We start from the raw sequence: 17,703 nt of genomic DNA on the forward strand, positions 1-17,703 counted from the left end.
GTCGTGAAGGGTAGATCCAGTAAAGTGCCGAACGTGAGAACGGGGGCGCGGATGCGTGCATCGTGGCGCGCGGTGTTGGTATTGGTGGCGACCCTGTTGGCGGTCGCGACCGGATGCACCGCGAATCCGCCACCGCCCATCGAATCCACCGACAGTCCGAAGACGCAGCCGGCCAAGCCGGGGAAGAACTCCGTCGTGGTCGCGGTCGACGACATCGGGATCGGATTCAATCCGCATCTGCGGTCGCAGCAGTCGCCGGCGACGGCGGCGGTCGCGTCGATGGTGTTGCCGAGCCCGTTCCGGCCCGGTCCGACGCCGGGGGTGCCGGGCGGCACGGACTGGATGCTGGATCCGGCGCTCATGGTGTCGGCGGATGTGACGGCGCAGGAGCCGTTCACCATCACCTATCAGCTCAAGAACGAGGCGTCCTGGTCCGACGGCGCGCCCATCGCGGCCGAGGACTTCAAATACCTCTGGCAGCAGATGATCACGCAGCCGGGCACGGTGGATCCCGCGGGCTATCGGCTGATCTCGGATGTCAGCTCGTCGGCGGGCGGCAAGACGGTGACGGTCACCATGACGCAGCCGTATCCCGCCTGGCGGCAGCTGTTCTCGGATCTGCTGCCCCAGCATCTGGTCAAGGACTCGGGTTTCGAGCAGGGGTTGATCGACACCATCCGGATCTCCGGCGGCCAGTTCCGGATCAAGCAGGCCGACCGCGGCCGCGAGGAGATCCTGCTGGAACGCAACGACCGGTACTGGGGTCAGCCCGCGGTGCCGGATCAGATTCTGTTGCGGCGCGGCGGAACTCCCGCGCAGGTGGCGGAGTCGCTGCGGGTCGGGGACGCGCAGATGGCGCTGGTGCACGGCGGTGTGGCGTTGCAGGCGCAGCTGGCGGCGATTCCGTCGGTGCGCACGGCCACCATGCCGCAGTCGCGGGAGATGCAGCTGGCGCTCAACGGCCGCAGCGGCGACCTGGCCGATGTCCGGGTCCGGCGCGCGGTGCTGGCGCTGCTGGATCCGGTGCTGCTGGCCACGGTCGGCGCGCAGACCGGCAGCTGGGTGGAACCGGCTCGGGCGCAAGTACTTTCGCCCTCGGATCCGGGTTATGTCGCGACCCAGCCGCCGCGCCTGAGCCAGGAGGAGGCGTTCGGGCTGCTGGCCGAGGCCGGATTCGCGCGGGCCGCGGAGACGCCGGCCACGCAGTCGGCGACCTCGCCCGCCCCGCAGCCGCGGTCGCTGGCCAAGAACGGTAAATCGCTGACGGTGCGGATCGGCGCGGTGGACGGCGACACCACCACGCTGGCGGTGGCCAATACTGCCGCCGACCAATTGCGCAGTGCCGGAATCGATGTCGTCGTGCGCAGTGTCACCGCCTCGCAGCTGTACGGCAAGGAGCTGACCGACGTCGGGGTCGACGCCGTGGTCGGCTGGGAACGCACCGGTGAGGATCCGGCCACCGTGCTGGCGTCGCGGTACGGGTGCACGCCGGTGGCGCCGCCCGGTGACACCGCGGACACCACCGTCGCGGACGGGGCGAAGAAGTCCCCGTCGAATGTGTCCGGCGTGTGCGATCCGACCCTGCAGCCCGCCATCGACGCGGCCCTGCGCGGCATCGATGTGGGCAAGGTGATCGGCGAGACCGAGCCCAAGCTGTGGGAACTGGCGACGGTGCTGCCCATCGTGCAGGACACCCAGGTCGCCGCGGCGGGCCCGCGGGTGGACGGGGCCTCGCTGAGCGGCGCCATTCAGACCGGCATCTTCGGTGATGCCGCCAACTGGCGGAGGCTGCCGTGAATCCTCTCGATGCTTCCCGGCACGGTCTGTTGCTGGTGCACGCGCATCCGGACGACGAGTCCATCACCACCGGCGGCACCATCGCCCACTATCGCAAGCGCGGCCTCCCGGTCACCGTGGTGACCTGCACGCTCGGCGAAGAGGGCGAGGTCATCGGCGACGATTACGCGCATCTGGTGGCCGGGCAGGCCGATCAGCTGGGCGGTTACCGCATTCTCGAATTGACCAGGGCGCTGGCCGAATTGGATGCCGGGGCGCCGCATTTCCTGGGCGGCGCGGGCCGCTGGCGGGATTCCGGCATGGCCGGGACGCCGTCTGCGCGCAATCCCCGCGCCTTCGTGAACTCCGGTACCGCCGCGATCGACGCGCTGGTGCAGGTGATCCTGGAGCTGCGTCCGCGCGTGGTGATCGGCTACGACCCGCGCGGCGGCTACGGGCATCCGGATCACGTTCGCGCGCACCAGATCACCATGGCGGCCATCGACGCCGCCTCGGACTGGGGCTGGACGGTCCCGAAGGTGTACTGGACGGTCACCGATCGCACGGTGCTGGCCATGCACACCGAGTCGTTGAAGCGCCGCACGGTGGATCAGCTGCCGGGTGCGCTGCCGCGCGGCTGGCGGCTGCCGCATACGGGTGAATTGGCTTGTGTGCCAGCGGAATCCGTGACCACCACGGTGGATGTCTCGGATGTGCTGGCGGCCAAGCGCGCGGCCCTGCGGGCGCACGCGACCCAGGTGACGGTGGCCCCCTCGGGCCGGGAGTTCGCGCTGTCGAACGATGTCGCCCAGCCGGTGCTGCCGGAGGAGCATTACATTCTGGTGCGTGGCGAGCGCGGCCCGCTGGGCCCCGACGGCCGCGAACATGATCTTCTCGGTGGCCTGGAATGAGAGACTGAGGCTATGTACAACTGGGACCTGCAGAACGCGATCGCGGCGTTCGTCGAGAGCCAGCGCCCCTACTTCGAGTGGCAGCACGAGCTGTACCTCTCGGTGCTCTACGGCTTCGTGGACATGCAGAGTCAGCTGCTGACGCTGCTCGGATTCCCGCCGGTGCCGTGACGGCGGCCGTCGGTGCCCGGACGGGCGATGCGGTGATGGCGGCGGGGCCGGTGCGCGGGGTGCTGACCGCGTTGATCGGCACGCTGCTGCTGGCCGACGCGGTGATCACGCTCGGGTTCGAGGTGCTGTTCCTGCCGATCTACGCCGGCCGGGCCCACATCCCGGAGCCGACGCCGGTGCTGGCCGCGGGCACCCTGGCCTCGAGCATGACCGACGGCGCGATCGCGGTGCCGCTCACGGCTCTGGCGGCGGCGGTGGTGAACGTGCTGCTGGTGATGGGCATGGGTGTGATCACCAAGCGGATCGGGGTGATGGCCCTGCCGATCCTGGTGTGGGTCCTGGGTTTCCTGATCTGCGCGGGTTTCAGTCCCAGCGGGTACGCCCTGCTCATGGGTGACTGGCCGACCATGCTGCTGCTCATCTGCGGTCTGCTGCCCGCGGGCATGTACCTCTACTACCGGGCGACCGTCCGTCTGGCCCGGACCGGAGCCTGACCGGACCGTCCCGCGGTTTTTCGACTCTTTTCCGCCGCGCTGTCACACTTCGGCGCCCTGTCTCGTCCCCCTCGTGAATCGCAATCACGATCAGGAACGAGGGAAGACGATGGGATTCGACGAACTGCGCAATGCTGTCCGGGGCCGCGTCCTGGAGTCCGGTGACGCGGACTTCGAGCAGGCCGCGCGGCCGTGGAGCCTGGCCGTGACACAGCCGGTGGCGGCGGTCGCCGAGGTCGCCGACGCCGCGGATGTGGCCGCCGTGGTGCGGTACGCACGCGCCGCGGGCCGCTCGGTGGTGACCCAGCCGACCGGGCACGGTGCGGCCGGTGGCGTCGACACCGCGATCCTGGTGCGGACCGGGGCGCTGAATCGCCTCGAGATCGATCCGGTCGCGCGGGTGGCCCGGGTCGGTGCGGGCGTGCGGTGGGGGCAGGTCCAGGCGGCCGCGGCCGGGCACGGTCTGACCGGGCTCGCGGGCAGCAATCCGGTGGTCGGCGTGACGGGTTACACGCTGGGCGGCGGCAAGAGCTGGTTCGGCCGTAAGTACGGCTGGGCGTCGAATGCGGTGCGCGCCTTCGAGATCGTGGACGCCGAGGGCCGCCCGGCCCGGGTGACCGCCGACAGCGATCCGGACCTGTTCTGGGCATTGTCCGGTGGCGGTGGCGATTTCGCCGTGGTGACGGGTCTCGAGTTCGAGCTCTTCCCCGCGCCGGGGCTGTACGGCGGCCGCATCACCTGGACCGCCGATCGGCTGCCCGAGGTGTGGGAAGCCTTCCGCGAGTTGACTTCTCGGGCCCCCGACGAGTTGTCGGTGTGGTTCAACCGCTTCCAGTTTCCGCAGGCGCCGGAGATGGTGGGCGTGGACCTCGCCTATCTGGGCGATCCGGAGCAGGGCCGGACCCTGGTGTCCGCGCTGGACCGGATCGGCGGCGCGCTCACCGACACGCGGGCCGCCCTGTCGGTGGCCGACCTCGGCGACATCACCCAGGAGCCGGTCGATCCCAGCCCGGCCATCACCCGCGGCGAACTCCTCGACGACCTGTCCCCGGCGGCGGAGAAGATCATTCTCGGCGAATCCCTCGCACCGCTGGTCAGCCTTCAGGTCCGCCATCTGGGCGGCGCGCTGGCCCGCCCGGCCGCGGGTGCGCGCGGTGCGCTCTCCGACCGCTACCTCGTCTCCACCCTCGGCCTCGGTCTGCCCCACCTGCGAGAGGCGGTGCACGCCAGGACAAATGCGCTGGTGGCGGAGTTCGGTGCGCTGGTGACGGGCAAGAAGCCCTTCACCTTCCTGGCCCCCGGTGAGTCGGCCGCCGCGGCCTTCGACGCGGCGACCATGGACCGCCTGCGCACGATCAAGCGTGAGCGAGACCCGCAGAACGTGATTCGCTCGAACTACCCGGTGTTCGGCTGACCGTGCTGAATTCCGGCTCGGCGGTGGGGCATTCGATCCGCCGCCGAGCCGTTCGGTCACCGTCCGGCGGGGGTGCCCAGCTGTCCGGGGGTGACCGCGCCGATGAGGGACCACGCCTGGTCGATCGGCAGGTCGATGACGCGGTAGCGCTTCTTGCCCGCGGCGGAGGCGGCCACGACCGTGGCGACGCCGGCGCGGCGCTGGAAGAGGGTCTGGCGGACGGTCCAGCCGATGACGCCGGGGGCCTCCAGGCAGTCGCGGTCGCGGTCCAGGCAGCCGCTGCGGGTGATGAGCCAGGCCGGTCTGCCGTCGGCGGCGGGGAGCACGGCGTGGCCCAGGCCGCGGTAGCGGTCCCAGGCGAGGGCGGCGGCGATGGGGGTGGCGATGGCGAGTGTGATCCACATCCAGAGCGGGATGTGGCCGCCCGCAAGGGAAATGACGAGCAGCAGCGTCGCGATGGCCGCGAGCGGACTCAGGGTGCGGGTGTACCGGCGGCGGTGGGCGGCCGGGCCGTGGGGGACCAGCGGCACGGTCACCAGTGGGGGTACCGGCAGGGTGGCTTCGGCCGGAACGGTGGAGGTGCCCAGCAGATGGGCGAGGGTGCGGTGCACGGCGGCGCGGGGAGCCTGCGGCAGGATCTTCTGCCGCGGGCTGGTGCCGGTCATGATGGCTTCGAGTTCGGCGGCTCCGGCCAGGCGCAGCAGCAGGGGCTCGTTGACCGTCGCGCCGCGCAGGCGGGCCAGGTCGAGGGTGGTCTGGCGGGTGGTGAACAGCCCGTGCCGCACGGTCAGGGTCTTGCCGTCGTCCAGTACGTTCAGGCCGAACCAGGTCATGAGGTAGCGCGCGCAGGCGGCGAGGCTGACCACCACGACCAGGATCACGACGAGCAGCGCGATCACCCCCGCGATGACGGTCGCGCTGCGGTGCCCGACATCCTGGACCGTACCGGATTTCAGGAAGAGCTGGGCGAACCCGTACTGGAAGGCCAGGCCGACGACCGGCGCGATGATTGCGAAGCCGGTCAACGAGAGTGGCGCATACCGCACCCAATCCGGTTGCCAGTGTGCGATTTCCACAACGGGATGGCCGCGCGTCGCATCCGGTGCTTCACCATCGGTCGTAACCGACTGGGCATCAACGGATTCCGTGTCGGCCCGGGTGTGCGCCAGCAGTGTGAGCCGCAGTTCCGGCACCAGTTTGGCATCCAGCGAGTCCAGTTTGAACTGTTCCCGCTTCTCCGCGTGCTGCCCGGTACCGATGGACAGCACCGCCAGTCCGAGCACCCGGTGCAGCAGGTCGGCCTGCACGTCGACCGATCGGACCCGGTTGCGCGGCACCGAAAGTCGTTTGCGCTGGATCAGTCCGGTGCGCAGCTCCACATTGTCGGGGGTGATGCGATAGGTGGTGGTGAACCAGCGGGTGAGCGCGAAGCCGACGATGATCGCCACCACGGCCAGGCTCCACCCGGGATTGTCCCGGCTCGCGCCCGCCACCAGCGTGGCGATCAGCACCGGGATGAAGCGGATGAGCTCGGTGACCGGGTGGACCAGCAGCATGCGCTTGTCGAGCCGCTGCCAGTTCTCGGCGTCCGGGCCGAGGGGCGTGCCCGGCCCCGATGCCGCGGTGATCGGTGAAAGCACTTCCGTCGGATAGGAATCCGGGAACACGTCCGGATCCGGCGGTGGCGGCTGGGTCATGTGGCGTCCCCCCGGTGCTGTGCGGCGATGGCGGTGAGCTGGGCGACGGTGTCGCGCGCGTCGGCCAGGGCGAGCGCGCTGATGTGCACGGCCCCGGCCGAGGAGGCGGTGGTGACGGTGACGGTGGCCAGTCCGAGCAGCCGTTCCAGCGGTCCGCGGTAGGTGTCCACGGTCTGCACGCGGGTGATGGGCGCGACCCGGCTCTCCTGGGTGAACCAGCCGGTCCGGGTGTAGACGGCCTCGTCGGTGATCTCCCAGCGGTGCACGGCGTAGCGCCACAGCGGGATGGCCACGATGCTGAATATCGCTGCCAGCAGCACTATTCCGAACACCAGCGCCTGCAGGCCACGCCGGTGCGAGTCGAACAGCGCCCAGACCCCCACTCCGAGGATCGGCACCACCCACGACAGCGCGGCGCTCAGCGCCCACAGCAGTTTGGCGCGTGGGCTGGGACGCCGCGACGGGTCGGCCAGGATGCCGCCGGGAGCGAGGGGCTGGGACATGCTGCCCATGCTTGCATGAATCCGGCCGCGGAGGCGGTTGTACCGGAGAGGACCGGACGCCCGGTTTTTCCGCCGCGGCGTGGGTCCGCTACTTGGGCGTAATGCGGAACAGTCCGGTCGTGGTGCCCTGGTATTGGATTCGGCCGGGAGCGATGGTCCCGACCATTTCCAGGGTGTCGTTCACGGTGGTCGCGCCGACGAACTGCTCGGTGTCGACCTTGCCGGTATCGGCGTCGATCACCGCGAAGCTGTAGTTGTCGGTCACCCCCGCGCTGCCGCTGCCCAGGCCACTGCTGCCGCTGCTGCTGCCACTGCCGAGTGCGCCGCTGCCACTGCCGAGCAGGGAGTGCCGGGTGAAGGTGTAGATCTTGCCGTCCGCCACCGACAGTCGCGGCACCGCCGAGGAGGGCACGGTGTTGGTCCAGACCACGGTGCAGCCGGAGCCGGTGACGTCGATGCGGGTCATGCCGCCCGAAATCGGTGCGCTCGCGGGCTGACTGGTGCCGGCGTTGGGCGGCAGCGCCGGGTAGGGATAGCCGTAGGTGCTGGCCACGAACACGCTGTTGCCCGATCCGATGGGGGAGTTCTCGGTGCCGTCGATGGCGGGCACCGAGCACACCGGCCGGCCGGTGGCGGTGTCGAAGACGAGCAGGTTCTCCTTGGTGGCCGCGTTGTCGGTGATGGCCAGGTATTCGGTGCCGTCGCCGGGTCCGAAGAAGGTCGGCGTCGCGCCGGTGCCCCAGCTCAATTGGCCGGGCTTGCGGGCCGGGCCGCGGTCGTAGACCTGCCGCCACACGATCTGCGGGTTGCCGCTGCCGTCCACGTTCAGCAGGTACAGCGCGTGGTCGGTGGCCACGGCCATGCCCTGGGGCGCGGTGGCGATGCTGTTGGCCACGTTCTCGCCGGGCGCGAGCACGATCGAGTGCGCGGTGCCGTCGGTGTTGACGAATCCGGCCGCGGCGCTGTCGGTGGCGAACCACACCCGGCCCTGGTAGTCGGGGGACACCGAACTGACCGCGTCACAGGTGCCGCCGCCGCAGTGTCCGGTGACCGCCTGTGTCACATCGGTTTTCGAGGCGATCGACAGTGACCAGGAGCCGTCGGAGCCGCGCTGGTGCCCGATCCGCAGCAGGCTGCCCGAGCCGTCCACGGTGACCATCTGGTCGTGGTTGTCCAGGTAGGCGTAGACCCCGCCGAGCAGGCTGCCCTTGGTCAGGTCGAGGTGCGCGAGGGTGTTGCCGTTGCTCGGGTCCAGCAGCAGCACTTCCGGCGCGCGATCGGTGATCTTCGTGCACAGTCCCTGCGGGAAGCCGTCCGCGCCCTGCAGGATCGTCGGACAGGCCGCGCCCTCCTCATGGAAGTCCGCGTTCACGCCGCCGGTGCCGACGCCGGGCAGTGGTGTGGTGTCGGAGGCCTCGGCGTCGCCGTGCATGGTCGCGGTGCCCACCGGTCCCAGGTGCGGATTGGCGGGCGGCACCGGTCCGAATGCGGAGGCGGTGCTGGTGGCGATGGTCAGCAGGGCGGTGGCGCCCAGCCCGGCGACGACAGCGGCGCGGCGGAATTTCGCGAGCACGAAGGTCTCCCTCTTCTTCTGCGAAGTGGACGCCCGCGAGGCTATTTCATCGGAACCGAGATTTGAATAGATGAACTCGAGGATACGAATAATCATCTCGGAATACCGGACGTGGGCGGCAGGTTGGCTCGTTCCATGGCACCCGAGTCGGAACAGCCGGATGGATGGCGCATGATCGAGACCGTGACGGATCTACCGAACCCGAGTCTGCCGCCGAGGCCCACCAGCAGTTCGGCTGCGCCCGCGGGTTCCGCCATGCCCGATGGTTCCGCTGTGCCCACCGATACTGCTGTGCCCACCGATTCCGCGATGCGCCGCGCGCTGCGCCGGGCCCGGGACGGTGCGACCCTCAATCTCGACGAGGCCGTGGTGCTGTTGCATGCGCGCGGCGCCGATCTGGAGGATCTGTGCGCGTCGGCCGCGCGGGTGCGCGATGCCGGGCTGCGGGAGTCCGGCTACGCGGGTGAGGTGCTGCCGATCACCTACTCCCGCAAGGTGTTCATCCCCATCACGCATCTGTGTCGCGACCGCTGCCACTACTGCACCTTCGTCACCGTGCCCGGCAAGCTGCGCGCACAGGGCAAGGGCATGTACATGGAGCCGGACGAGATTCTCGAGGTCGCCCGGCAGGGCGCCGAACTCGGTTGCAAGGAAGCGCTTTTCACCCTGGGTGACCGCCCGGAGGAGCGCTGGCCCGAGGCGCGGCAGTGGCTCGACGAGCGCGGCTACGACTCCACCCTGGACTACGTGCGCGCCATGGCGATTCGCGTGCTGGAGGAGACCGGCCTGCTGCCGCATCTGAATCCGGGCGTGATGAGCTGGGAGGAGCTGTCGCGGCTCAAGCCGGTGTCGCCGTCCATGGGCATGATGCTGGAGACCACCTCGACGCGGCTGTTCACCGAACCCGGTCAGGCGCACTACGGTTCGCCGGACAAGGACCCGGCGGTGCGGCTGCGCGCGCTCACCGACGCCGGACGCCTGTCGGTGCCGTTCACCACCGGCATCCTGGTGGGCATCGGCGAGACCGTGGTCGAGCGCGCCGAGTCCATTCTCGCGATTCGCAAGGTGCACAAGGCTTTCGGGCACGTGCAGGAAGTCATCGTGCAGAACTTCCTGGCCAAGCAGAACACCGCCATGCGCCACAGCCCGGATGCCGGGATGGAGGAGTTCCGGGCCGCCATCGCCGTGACCCGGCTGCTGATGGGGCCGAAGATGCGCATCCAGGCGCCGCCGAATCTGGTGTCGCTGGAGGAATGCCGGGCGCTGCTGGCGGCGGGTATCGACGACTGGGGCGGGGTCTCGCCGCTCACCCCCGACCACGTGAATCCGGAACGGCCGTGGCCGAATCTGGAGACCCTCGCGCAGATCACCGCCGACTGCGGCTATGTCCTCACCGAGCGCATCACCGCCCACCCGAAGTATGTGCTGGCGGGCCATCCGTGGATCGATCCGCGGATTTCCGAACATGTTGCGGCACTGATGGATCCGAAGACCGGCCTGGCCGCCGACGTGAAGCCGTCGGGCCTGCCCTGGCAGGAGCCCGACCAGGATTGGGAATCGGTCGGCCGCATCGACCTGCACACCGCGATCGACGCCGAGGGCCGCCTGACCGAATCCCGTAGTGACGCAGGGATTGCTGATGCGCTTGAAAAAGACACAGTGCTGGGGGCGTTCGGCGACTGGGAGAGCGTCCGCGAGCAGGTGCTCGAGCTGGCCGGTTCCACCCCGGAGCGTATCGACGCCGACGTGATGGCCGCCCTGCGCGCCGCCGAGGAGGACCCCGCGGGCCTGACCGACGACCAGTACCTGGCCCTGGCCACCGCCGACGGCCCGGCCCTGGAGGCCGTGACCGCGTTGGCCGACCAGCTGCGCCGCGATGCCGTAGGCGACGAGGTCACCTACATCGTCAACCGGAACATCAACTTCACCAATATCTGCTACACCGGCTGCCGCTTCTGCGCGTTCGCGCAGCGCAAGGGCGATGCCGACGCCTTCAGCCTGAGCCCGGCCGAGGTCGCCGACCGCGCCTGGGAGGCCTGGGTCGAGGGTGCGACCGAGATCTGCATGCAGGGCGGCATCGATCCCGAGCTGCCGGTCACCGGCTACGCGGACCTGGTGCGCGCCATCAAGGCTCGCGTCCCCGGGATGCACATGCACGCGTTCAGCCCGATGGAGATCGTCAATGGCGCGTCCCGCAGTGGGCAGTCGGTGCACGACTGGCTGTCGGCGCTGAAAGAGGCCGGGCTGGACAGCATTCCGGGCACCGCCGCCGAGATCCTGGACGACGAGGTGCGCTGGGTGCTGACCAAGGGCAAGCTGCCCGCCTCGGCCTGGGTGGATGTCGTCACCACCGCGCACCGGCTGGGCCTGCGCTCCAGCTCGACCATGATGTACGGCCACGTGGACAATCCGAAGCACTGGGTGGGCCACCTGCGTGTGCTGCGCGGAATCCAGGACGAGACCGGTGGATTCACCGAATTCGTGCTGCTGCCGTTCGTGCACCAGAGCGCCCCGCTCTACCTCGCGGGCGCCTCCCGGCCCGGCCCGACCGTGCGGGAGAATCGGGCCGCGCACGCCCTGGCGCGGATCATGCTGCACGGCCGGATCGAGAATATTCAGACCAGCTGGGTCAAACTTGGTATCACCGGAACCCGGCTCATGTTGAACGGCGGCGCCAACGACCTCGGCGGCACGCTGATGGAGGAAACCATCTCCCGCATGGCCGGTTCCGAACATGGATCAGCCAAGACGATCGAGGAACTGACGGAGATCGCGTCGGGTATCGGCCGGCCGGTCCGGCAGCGCACCACCACCTACGGTGTGCCACGGACCCGCCTCTCCGTGACTTCGGCGGACGGCTGAGAGCCGCTCACCATTGTGGTGGAGGGCGGAAGTTAGGTCAGGCTTTGCGGGAGTAATGTTGTCAGGCCGGGATAGGGTTTTGCCGGGCGGAGTATCCCGCATGTGAGGACAGACTAGGAGAACGGCAGTGCCGTACATCATCGCTGAACCGTGCGTTGACGTGAAGGACAAGGCGTGCATCGAGGAATGCCCCGTGGACTGCATCTACGAGGGCGGCCGCATGCTGTACATCCAACCGGACGAGTGCGTGGACTGTGGTGCATGTGAACCGGTCTGCCCCGTGGAAGCCATCTTCTACGAAGACGACACCCCGGATCAGTGGGCCGGTTACGTCAACGCCAATGTCGACTTCTTCGACGACCTGGGTTCGCCGGGTGGCGCCGCCAAGGTCGGCAAGGTCGACTACGACCCGCCGTTCATCGCCGCGCTGCCGCCGATGGCCAGCGAGTAGGACGAGCATTTGACCGCGCGTGGCCGGGTCAGCGCTCTGCTACCCGATTTCCCCTGGGACACCATCGCTTCCGTGAAGGCGAAGGCGGCGTCGCATCCGGACGGCATCGTCGACCTCTCGGTCGGGACACCGGTCGATCCGGTGGATCCGCTGATCCGCACGGCACTCTCGTCGGTGGCGGAGGTGCCGGGCTACCCGACCACGCACGGTACGCCCGAATTGCGCGAAGCCGTTGTCGCGGCGCTGAAGCGGCGATTCGGGATCACGGGGGTGGACCCGGCGGCGGTGCTGCCGGCCATCGGCACCAAGGAGCTCATTGCCGGGCTGCCGCGGCTGCTCGGCCTGGGATCGCAGGATCTGGTCGTCATCCCCGAGGTCGCCTACCCGACCTACGAGGTGGGCGCGCTGCTCGCCGGGGCTCGTTATGTGCGTGCCGACGGCACCACGCAGCTCGGCCCGGAGCGGCCGGCGCTGATCTTCCTCAACTCGCCGTCGAATCCGACCGGCAAGGTGCTGGGCGTCGACCACCTGCGCAAGGTGGTGCAGTTCGCCCGCGAGCGCGGGGCCATCGTCGCCTCGGACGAGTGCTACCTGGGGCTGGCCTGGGAGGGCCGCGCGGTGTCGATCCTCGACCCCGAGGTCAGCGACGGTGACCACACCGGCCTGCTCGCCATCCACTCACTGTCCAAGACCTCGAATCTGGCCAGTTACCGGGCCGGTTTCGTGACCGGTGATCCGGCGCTCGTGGCGGAGCTGCTGGAGGTGCGCAAGCACTCCGGCATGATGCTGCCCTTCCCGATCCAGGCGGCCATGACCGCGGCCCTCGGCGATGACGCGCACGAGGTTCAGCAAAAGGACCGCTACCGGGCGCGGCGGGTCGTGCTGCGAGATGCCCTGCAGCGCGCGGGATTCCGGATCGACGACTCGGAGGCGGGTCTGTACCTGTGGTCGACGCGCGGCGAGGAATGCCGCACGACCCTGGATTGGCTGGCCGAGCGCGGCATCCTGGCGGCCCCCGGCGAGTTCTACGGCCCGCGCGGCAATCAGCATGTGCGCATTGCCCTTACCGCCACGGACGAACGAATCACCGCGGCCGCTGATCGTCTGACCAGCTGATTTCCCGTTACCACCGGGCCCGTGATAGCGTCTACGACGTTGCAAGGCCCGGTGGCCGAGCGATTTGCAAGGCCCTGTGGCGCAGTTGGTTAGCGCGCCGCCCTGTCACGGCGGAGGTCGCGGGTTCGAGTCCCGTCAGGGTCGCACTGTTCCGCCTCGCGGTTCCGCCTCCCCGCATATTCAGCGGGGAGGCTGGGAGCCGTTCATAGCCGGCAATCCGCGCCGGCGGTTGGGTGCCGACACCATTCTGGGCGTGCCCGGGGAGTTACCCCCATCTCGCGAAATCAGCTGTCGCCTCCCTAATTTTGCGCAAAACTGACACACGTTCTCTTCACAACCTCTATAACAGGTTCTCATCGCAACTCGATGAGGAGTCTTTCAGTGCGTGGTCTGTCTTATGAAACCCCCGGTAAGAGTGTCTATGGCAGCAATGTCAGCCGGCGCGGGTTCCTAGCTGCAACGGGTGTCATTTTGGGGGCGGCTGCGCTACTACCGAAGGCGCCTCTGGCGCAGGCGCTACCCACGGGATCGATCAATGACGGCGATACGATGCCGATCCTGGTCATCGGCACCGGCTACGGTGGCGCGGTCGCGGCGCTGCGGCTCGCGCAGGCCGGGCAGAACGTGATCATGGTCGAGAAGGGCATGTCCTGGACCCAGCCCGGGTCCGACGGCAAGGTCTTCTGCAACATGCTGAATCCGGACGGCCGGTCCTTCTGGCTGCGCACCGAGACCGATCAGCCGATCAACCACTTCATGGGCGCGCCCTACAACAAGTCCATCTCCAGCTACACCGGTGTGCTGGATTCCGAACAGTTCAGCGGGATCCGGATCTACCAGGGCCGCGGCGTGGGCGGCGGCTCGCTGGTCAACGGCGGTATGGCGGTGACGCCCAAGCAGGAGAACTTCGCGAGCATCCTGCCCTCGGTGGACGCCGGCTCGATGTACAGCACCTACTACCCGCGCGCCAATGCCGGGCTGAAGGTCAACAACATCGACCAGACCTGGTTCCAGGGTGCGGACTGCTATCAGTTCGCGCGGGTCGGCATCAAGCAGGCCCAGCGGTCCGGGTTCGCGTACACCTTCGTGCCCAACGTCTACGACTTCAACTACATGAAGCAGGAGCAGGCCAGCACCGCCCCGCGGTCGGCGCTCAACGCCGAGGTCATCTACGGCAACAACTACGGCAAGAACTCGCTGGACAAGACCTATCTGGCGGCGGCGTCGGGTACCGGCAAGGTGACCATCGTGCCGCAGCACGTGGTCACCACCGTGGCGCCGGCCAATGGCGGCGGCTACTCGGTGTCGATGAACCAGATCGACACCAGCGGCAATACCGTCAAGGCGAAAACCGTTACGGCGCAGAAGGTCTTCTTCGCGGCGGGCAGTGTCGGCACCAGCAAGCTGCTGGTTACCCAGAAGGCCACCGGTAAGCTGGGCAATCTGCCGGACTCGATCGGCGCCGGCTGGGGCAACAACGGCAATGTCATGGTGGCCCGGCAGAACCAGGCCTGGGACGCCACCGGCAGCCTGCAGTCCTGCATCCCCTGCGTCGGCATCGACAACTGGGCCGACAGTGGCGGCCCGGCCTTCGCGGAGGTATCGCCGTTCCCGGCCGGCATCGAGACCTTCGCCAGCCTGTACCTGGCCATCACCAAGAACCCGAATCGCGGCACCTTCTCCTACAACTCGGGAACCGGTGGCGTGGACCTGAACTGGCAGACCGCCTGGAACCAGCCCAGCATCGATTGCGCCAAGCGCATCTTCGACAAGATCAACAGCAAGGAAGCCACCATCTACCGGACCGACCTGTTCGGCGAATACAAGACCTGGGGCGATGATTTCGCCTACCACCCACTCGGCGGCTGCGTGCTGAACGTGTCCACCGACAACTACGGGCGGCTCACCCAGTACCCGGGCCTGTACGTCATCGACGGCTCCCTGATTCCGGGCCTCACCACCGTCAACCCGTTCGTCACGATCACCGCGCTCGCGGAACGCAATATCGAGACGATCATTTCGCAGGACTTCCACTGAGGAAGCGGCCCCGCCGACGGAGAAATTCCGTCGGCGGGGCCGGCCGGGGCGTGTTCGTTCCGGTCGGGCAGCGGCGATCGCGTTAGCCTTGGATATGGACGCTGTCACGGTTGTCCCTGCTCCCGGCAATGAACCGGTGCACACCTACGCCCCCGGCAGCCGCGAACGCGAGCTGCTGGCCGGCAGGCTCGCCGCTCTCGCCGCCGACCCCGTGGATGTGCCGCTCGTCATCGGCGGCAAGCATCAGCCCGGCGGCGGCGAGCGGCACACCATCGTGATGCCGCACCGGCGCCGCCAGGCACTCGGGACCTACACCCACACCACCCACGACGACGCGCGCGCGGCCATCGCGGCGGCGACGGCCGCCGCGCCCGGCTGGCAGGCCATGCCCTTCGAGGAACGGGCCGCCATTCTGCTGCGGGCCGCCGACCTGCTGGCCGGGCCCTGGCGCGAGACCCTGGCCGCCGCCACCATGCTCGGGCAGTCGAAAACGGTGCAGCAGGCCGAAATCGACGCACCCTGCGAGCTGGTGGACTTCTGGCGCTTCAATGTCGCCTTCGCCCGGCAGATTCTCGCGGTCCAGCCGGAATCGGCGGCGGGCGTGTGGAATCGGATGGACTACCGGCCCCTGGAGGGATTCGTCTACGCCATCACTCCGTTCAACTTCACCGCCATCGCCGGGAACCTGCCCACCGCACCCGCGCTCATGGGCAATACCGTCGTCTGGAAACCTTCTTCGGCACAGACACTTTCGGCGTACTACACGATGAGGCTGCTGGAGGAGGCGGGCCTGCCGCCCGGGGTCATCAATATGGTGACCGGCAGCGGCGCGCAGCTCTCGGAGGTGGCGCTGGCCGACCCGCGGCTGGCGGGCATCCACTTCACCGGTTCCACCAGCACCTTCCAGTACCTGTGGCAGAGCGTCGGCTCGAATATCGGCCGCTACCACGGATATCCGCGGCTGGTGGGGGAGACCGGCGGGAAGGACTTCATCCTCGCCCACCCGTCCGCCGACCCGGATACCTTGCGCACGGCCATGATTCGCGGTGCCTACGAATACCAGGGGCAGAAGTGCTCGGCCGCCTCGCGCGCCTATATCGCCCGGTCGGTGTGGCAGCGCATGGGGCAGGACTTCCTGTCCGAGGTGGAGTCGCTGACCTACGGCGATGTCGCCGATCTGTCGAATTTCGGTGGGGCCGTGATCGACAACCGCGCCTACGACAAGTGCGTGGCCGCCATCCAGAAGGCGAGGGACCGGGGGCTCACGGTGCCCGCGGGCGGTGGCTACGACGACAGCGAGGGCTGGTTCGTCCGGCCGACCGTGCTGCTCGGCGAGGACCCGGGCGACGATGCCTTCGCCACCGAGTACTTCGGGCCCATTCTGTCGGTGTACGTCTACGACGACAGCGCCCCCGACTCGTTCGCCGAGATCCTCGAGGTGGTGGACGGGACCTCGCCCTACGCTCTCACCGGTGCGATCTTCGCCCGCGACCGCAAGGCCGTCGAAACCGCCGCGGACGCACTGCGATTCGCCGCGGGCAACTTCTACATCAACGACAAGCCCACCGGCGCGGTGGTCGGGCAGCAGCCCTTCGGCGGGGCCCGCGCCTCCGGCACCGACGACAAGGCGGGCTCCTACCTCAACCTGCTGCGCTGGGTCGCGCCCCGCACGCTCAAGGAGACCTTCGTTCCACCGACCGACTACCGCTACCCCCACATGGAGACGCGATGAATCCGCTGCGGCCCGCGATTCTGGCCGCGGCCGGCTCGTCGCGGATGAAGGAGGCCATCACCCGGGTGCCGGTCACCGCCGCGGTGGTCCGGCGGTTCGTGGCCGGGGAGAGCCGGGCCGAGCTGGTGCCGGTGGCGCGTGAGCTGCTGGCGAGCGGCCGCGCGGTGAGTGTCGACTTCCTGGGCGAGTACACCACCGAGCACGCCCAGGCCGATGCCGCGGTGGCGGAATACCTTTCGCTCATCGACGACCTGGCCGAGGCCGACCAGATGAGGCCCGGCACGCACACCGACATCCCCAGGGTGGAGGTCTCGCTCAAGCTGTCGGCGCTCGGCCAGTCGCTGGGTCATGACGGGCCCGCCATCGCCGCGGAGAACCTGCACAAGCTGTGCGCCAAGGCCGTCGAGCGGCACGTCTGGGTGACCGTCGACGCCGAGGACCACACCACCACCGCCGGCACCCTGGAGGCGGTCCGCCAGGCCCGCGCCGAATTCCCCTGGCTCGCTGTCGCTTTGCAGACGTACCTGCGTCAGGCCGAGGACCGCGCCCGCGACCTGGCCGCCGACGGCACCCGCGTCCGCCTCTGCAAGGGCGCGTACCAGGAACCGGCGACCGTCGCCTATCAGCGCCGCGCCGAGGTCGACGTCTCCTACCTGCGTTGCCTCGACGTTCTCTTTCGCAGCGCCTGGTATCCCATGATCGCCTCCCACGACCCGGCCATGATCGACGCCGCCCTCGCCCTCGCCATCGAAAACCACCGCAACCCAGGCGATTTCGAGTTCCAGATGCTCTACGGCGTCCGTGACGCCGAACAGCGCCGCCTCGTCGCGGACGGCCACTCCCTGCGCGTCTACATCCCCTACGGCACCCAGTGGTACGGCTATCTCGTGCGCCGCCTCGCCGAACGCCCCGCCAACCTCGCCTTCTTCCTCCGTGCCCTGGCTGACCGCGCCTGAGAATTCGCGG

At 68.9% G+C, this 17,703-nt stretch carries 14 protein-coding genes and 1 tRNA gene; 12 read left to right on the forward strand and 3 right to left on the reverse strand.

The genetic code is table 11. From position 1 onward, the window contains the following. Positions 1 to 51 precede the first annotated feature (51 nt). From ACFXIV_RS20125 to ACFXIV_RS20145, 5 genes are all read left to right on the forward strand, one after another. The gene (locus ACFXIV_RS20125; RefSeq protein WP_379393922.1) at positions 52 to 1,797 is read left to right on the forward strand and encodes an ABC transporter family substrate-binding protein; all 1,746 of its coding nucleotides are present in this window, start codon (positions 52 to 54) and stop codon (positions 1,795 to 1,797) included. Then, on the forward strand, positions 1,794 to 2,687 hold the full coding sequence (gene mshB / locus ACFXIV_RS20130) for an N-acetyl-1-D-myo-inositol-2-amino-2-deoxy-alpha-D-glucopyranoside deacetylase (RefSeq protein ID WP_379393924.1): 894 nt from the start codon (positions 1,794 to 1,796) through the stop codon (positions 2,685 to 2,687). The genes ACFXIV_RS20125 and mshB overlap by 4 nt, the downstream gene beginning before the upstream one ends. A gap of 12 nt (positions 2,688 to 2,699) precedes the next feature. Further along, positions 2,700 to 2,858, forward strand: a complete 159-nt coding sequence (locus tag ACFXIV_RS20135) for a hypothetical protein (protein ID WP_326306468.1) — start codon at positions 2,700 to 2,702, stop codon at positions 2,856 to 2,858. Further along, on the forward strand, positions 2,855 to 3,352 hold the full coding sequence (locus ACFXIV_RS20140) for a hypothetical protein (protein WP_379393926.1): 498 nt from the start codon (positions 2,855 to 2,857) through the stop codon (positions 3,350 to 3,352). Before ACFXIV_RS20135 ends, ACFXIV_RS20140 begins: the two co-directional genes overlap by 4 nt. Before the next feature lie 109 nt (positions 3,353 to 3,461). After that, positions 3,462 to 4,766, forward strand: a complete 1,305-nt coding sequence (locus tag ACFXIV_RS20145) for an FAD-binding oxidoreductase (RefSeq protein ID WP_379393928.1) — start codon at positions 3,462 to 3,464, stop codon at positions 4,764 to 4,766. A gap of 56 nt (positions 4,767 to 4,822) precedes the next feature. On the opposite strand, the gene ACFXIV_RS20150 is transcribed toward ACFXIV_RS20145, so the two are convergent. From ACFXIV_RS20150 to ACFXIV_RS20160, 3 genes are all read right to left on the reverse strand, one after another. Continuing rightward, positions 4,823 to 6,463: a PH domain-containing protein gene (locus ACFXIV_RS20150; RefSeq protein WP_379393930.1), complete on the reverse strand. Its 1,641-nt coding sequence runs from the start codon at positions 6,461 to 6,463 to the stop codon at positions 4,823 to 4,825. Beyond that, on the reverse strand, positions 6,460 to 6,966 hold the full coding sequence (locus ACFXIV_RS20155; protein ID WP_379393932.1) for a PH domain-containing protein: 507 nt from the start codon (positions 6,964 to 6,966) through the stop codon (positions 6,460 to 6,462). The genes ACFXIV_RS20150 and ACFXIV_RS20155 overlap by 4 nt, the downstream gene beginning before the upstream one ends. 88 nt (positions 6,967 to 7,054) lie before the next feature. After that, positions 7,055 to 8,539 (reverse strand): hypothetical protein, encoded by a 1,485-nt coding sequence (locus ACFXIV_RS20160; protein WP_379393934.1) that lies wholly within the window; start codon positions 8,537 to 8,539, stop codon positions 7,055 to 7,057. A gap of 171 nt (positions 8,540 to 8,710) precedes the next feature. On the opposite strand from ACFXIV_RS20160, the gene ACFXIV_RS20165 reads away from it, so the two are divergent. The 7 genes from ACFXIV_RS20165 (at position 8,711) to ACFXIV_RS20195 (ending at position 17,693) form a co-directional block, all read left to right on the forward strand. Further along, positions 8,711 to 11,401: a bifunctional FO biosynthesis protein CofGH gene (locus ACFXIV_RS20165; RefSeq protein ID WP_379393936.1), complete on the forward strand. Its 2,691-nt coding sequence runs from the start codon at positions 8,711 to 8,713 to the stop codon at positions 11,399 to 11,401. A gap of 127 nt (positions 11,402 to 11,528) precedes the next feature. Next, positions 11,529 to 11,852 (forward strand): ferredoxin, encoded by a 324-nt coding sequence (gene fdxA / locus ACFXIV_RS20170; RefSeq protein ID WP_379393938.1) that lies wholly within the window; start codon positions 11,529 to 11,531, stop codon positions 11,850 to 11,852. Between the two features lie 9 nt (positions 11,853 to 11,861). Next, a complete protein-coding gene (gene dapC / locus ACFXIV_RS20175; protein ID WP_379393940.1) occupies positions 11,862 to 12,968 on the forward strand; it encodes a succinyldiaminopimelate transaminase in 1,107 nt (368 codons plus the stop codon). 70 nt (positions 12,969 to 13,038) lie between these two features. Next, positions 13,039 to 13,112, forward strand: a tRNA-Asp gene (locus tag ACFXIV_RS20180). A 405-nt stretch (positions 13,113 to 13,517) separates the two neighbouring features. Beyond that, entirely contained in the window at positions 13,518 to 15,005 is a 1,488-nt protein-coding gene (locus tag ACFXIV_RS20185) for a GMC oxidoreductase (protein WP_379393942.1), read from the forward strand. Between the two features lie 94 nt (positions 15,006 to 15,099). Beyond that, positions 15,100 to 16,737 (forward strand): L-glutamate gamma-semialdehyde dehydrogenase, encoded by a 1,638-nt coding sequence (pruA, locus tag ACFXIV_RS20190; protein WP_379393944.1) that lies wholly within the window; start codon positions 15,100 to 15,102, stop codon positions 16,735 to 16,737. Then, positions 16,734 to 17,693, forward strand: coding sequence for a proline dehydrogenase family protein (locus ACFXIV_RS20195; protein WP_379393946.1), 960 nt, complete (start codon positions 16,734 to 16,736; stop codon positions 17,691 to 17,693). Before pruA ends, ACFXIV_RS20195 begins: the two co-directional genes overlap by 4 nt. Positions 17,694 to 17,703: the final 10 nt, after the last annotated feature.

The organism is Nocardia sp. NPDC059236 (assembly GCF_042754085.1).
In the GTDB taxonomy this organism is placed as follows: Bacteria; Actinomycetota; Actinomycetes; order Mycobacteriales; family Mycobacteriaceae; genus Nocardia.

Excerpts from the sequence above, each read along its gene's own strand:
- pruA (WP_379393944.1), top strand. The coding sequence starts at position 15,100 with ATGGACGCTGTCACGGTTGTCCCTGCTCCCGGCAATGAACCGGTGCAC.
- ACFXIV_RS20150 (WP_379393930.1), bottom strand. The coding sequence starts at position 6,463 with ATGACCCAGCCGCCACCGCCGGATCCGGACGTGTTCCCGGATTCCTAT.
- ACFXIV_RS20165 (WP_379393936.1), top strand. The coding sequence starts at position 8,711 with ATGATCGAGACCGTGACGGATCTACCGAACCCGAGTCTGCCGCCGAGG.
- ACFXIV_RS20135 (WP_326306468.1), top strand. The coding sequence starts at position 2,700 with ATGTACAACTGGGACCTGCAGAACGCGATCGCGGCGTTCGTCGAGAGC.
- ACFXIV_RS20185 (WP_379393942.1), top strand. The coding sequence starts at position 13,518 with ATGCCGATCCTGGTCATCGGCACCGGCTACGGTGGCGCGGTCGCGGCG.
- ACFXIV_RS20145 (WP_379393928.1), top strand. The coding sequence starts at position 3,462 with ATGGGATTCGACGAACTGCGCAATGCTGTCCGGGGCCGCGTCCTGGAG.
- ACFXIV_RS20155 (WP_379393932.1), bottom strand. The coding sequence starts at position 6,966 with ATGTCCCAGCCCCTCGCTCCCGGCGGCATCCTGGCCGACCCGTCGCGG.
- ACFXIV_RS20195 (WP_379393946.1), top strand. The coding sequence starts at position 16,734 with ATGAATCCGCTGCGGCCCGCGATTCTGGCCGCGGCCGGCTCGTCGCGG.
- ACFXIV_RS20125 (WP_379393922.1), top strand. The coding sequence starts at position 52 with ATGCGTGCATCGTGGCGCGCGGTGTTGGTATTGGTGGCGACCCTGTTG.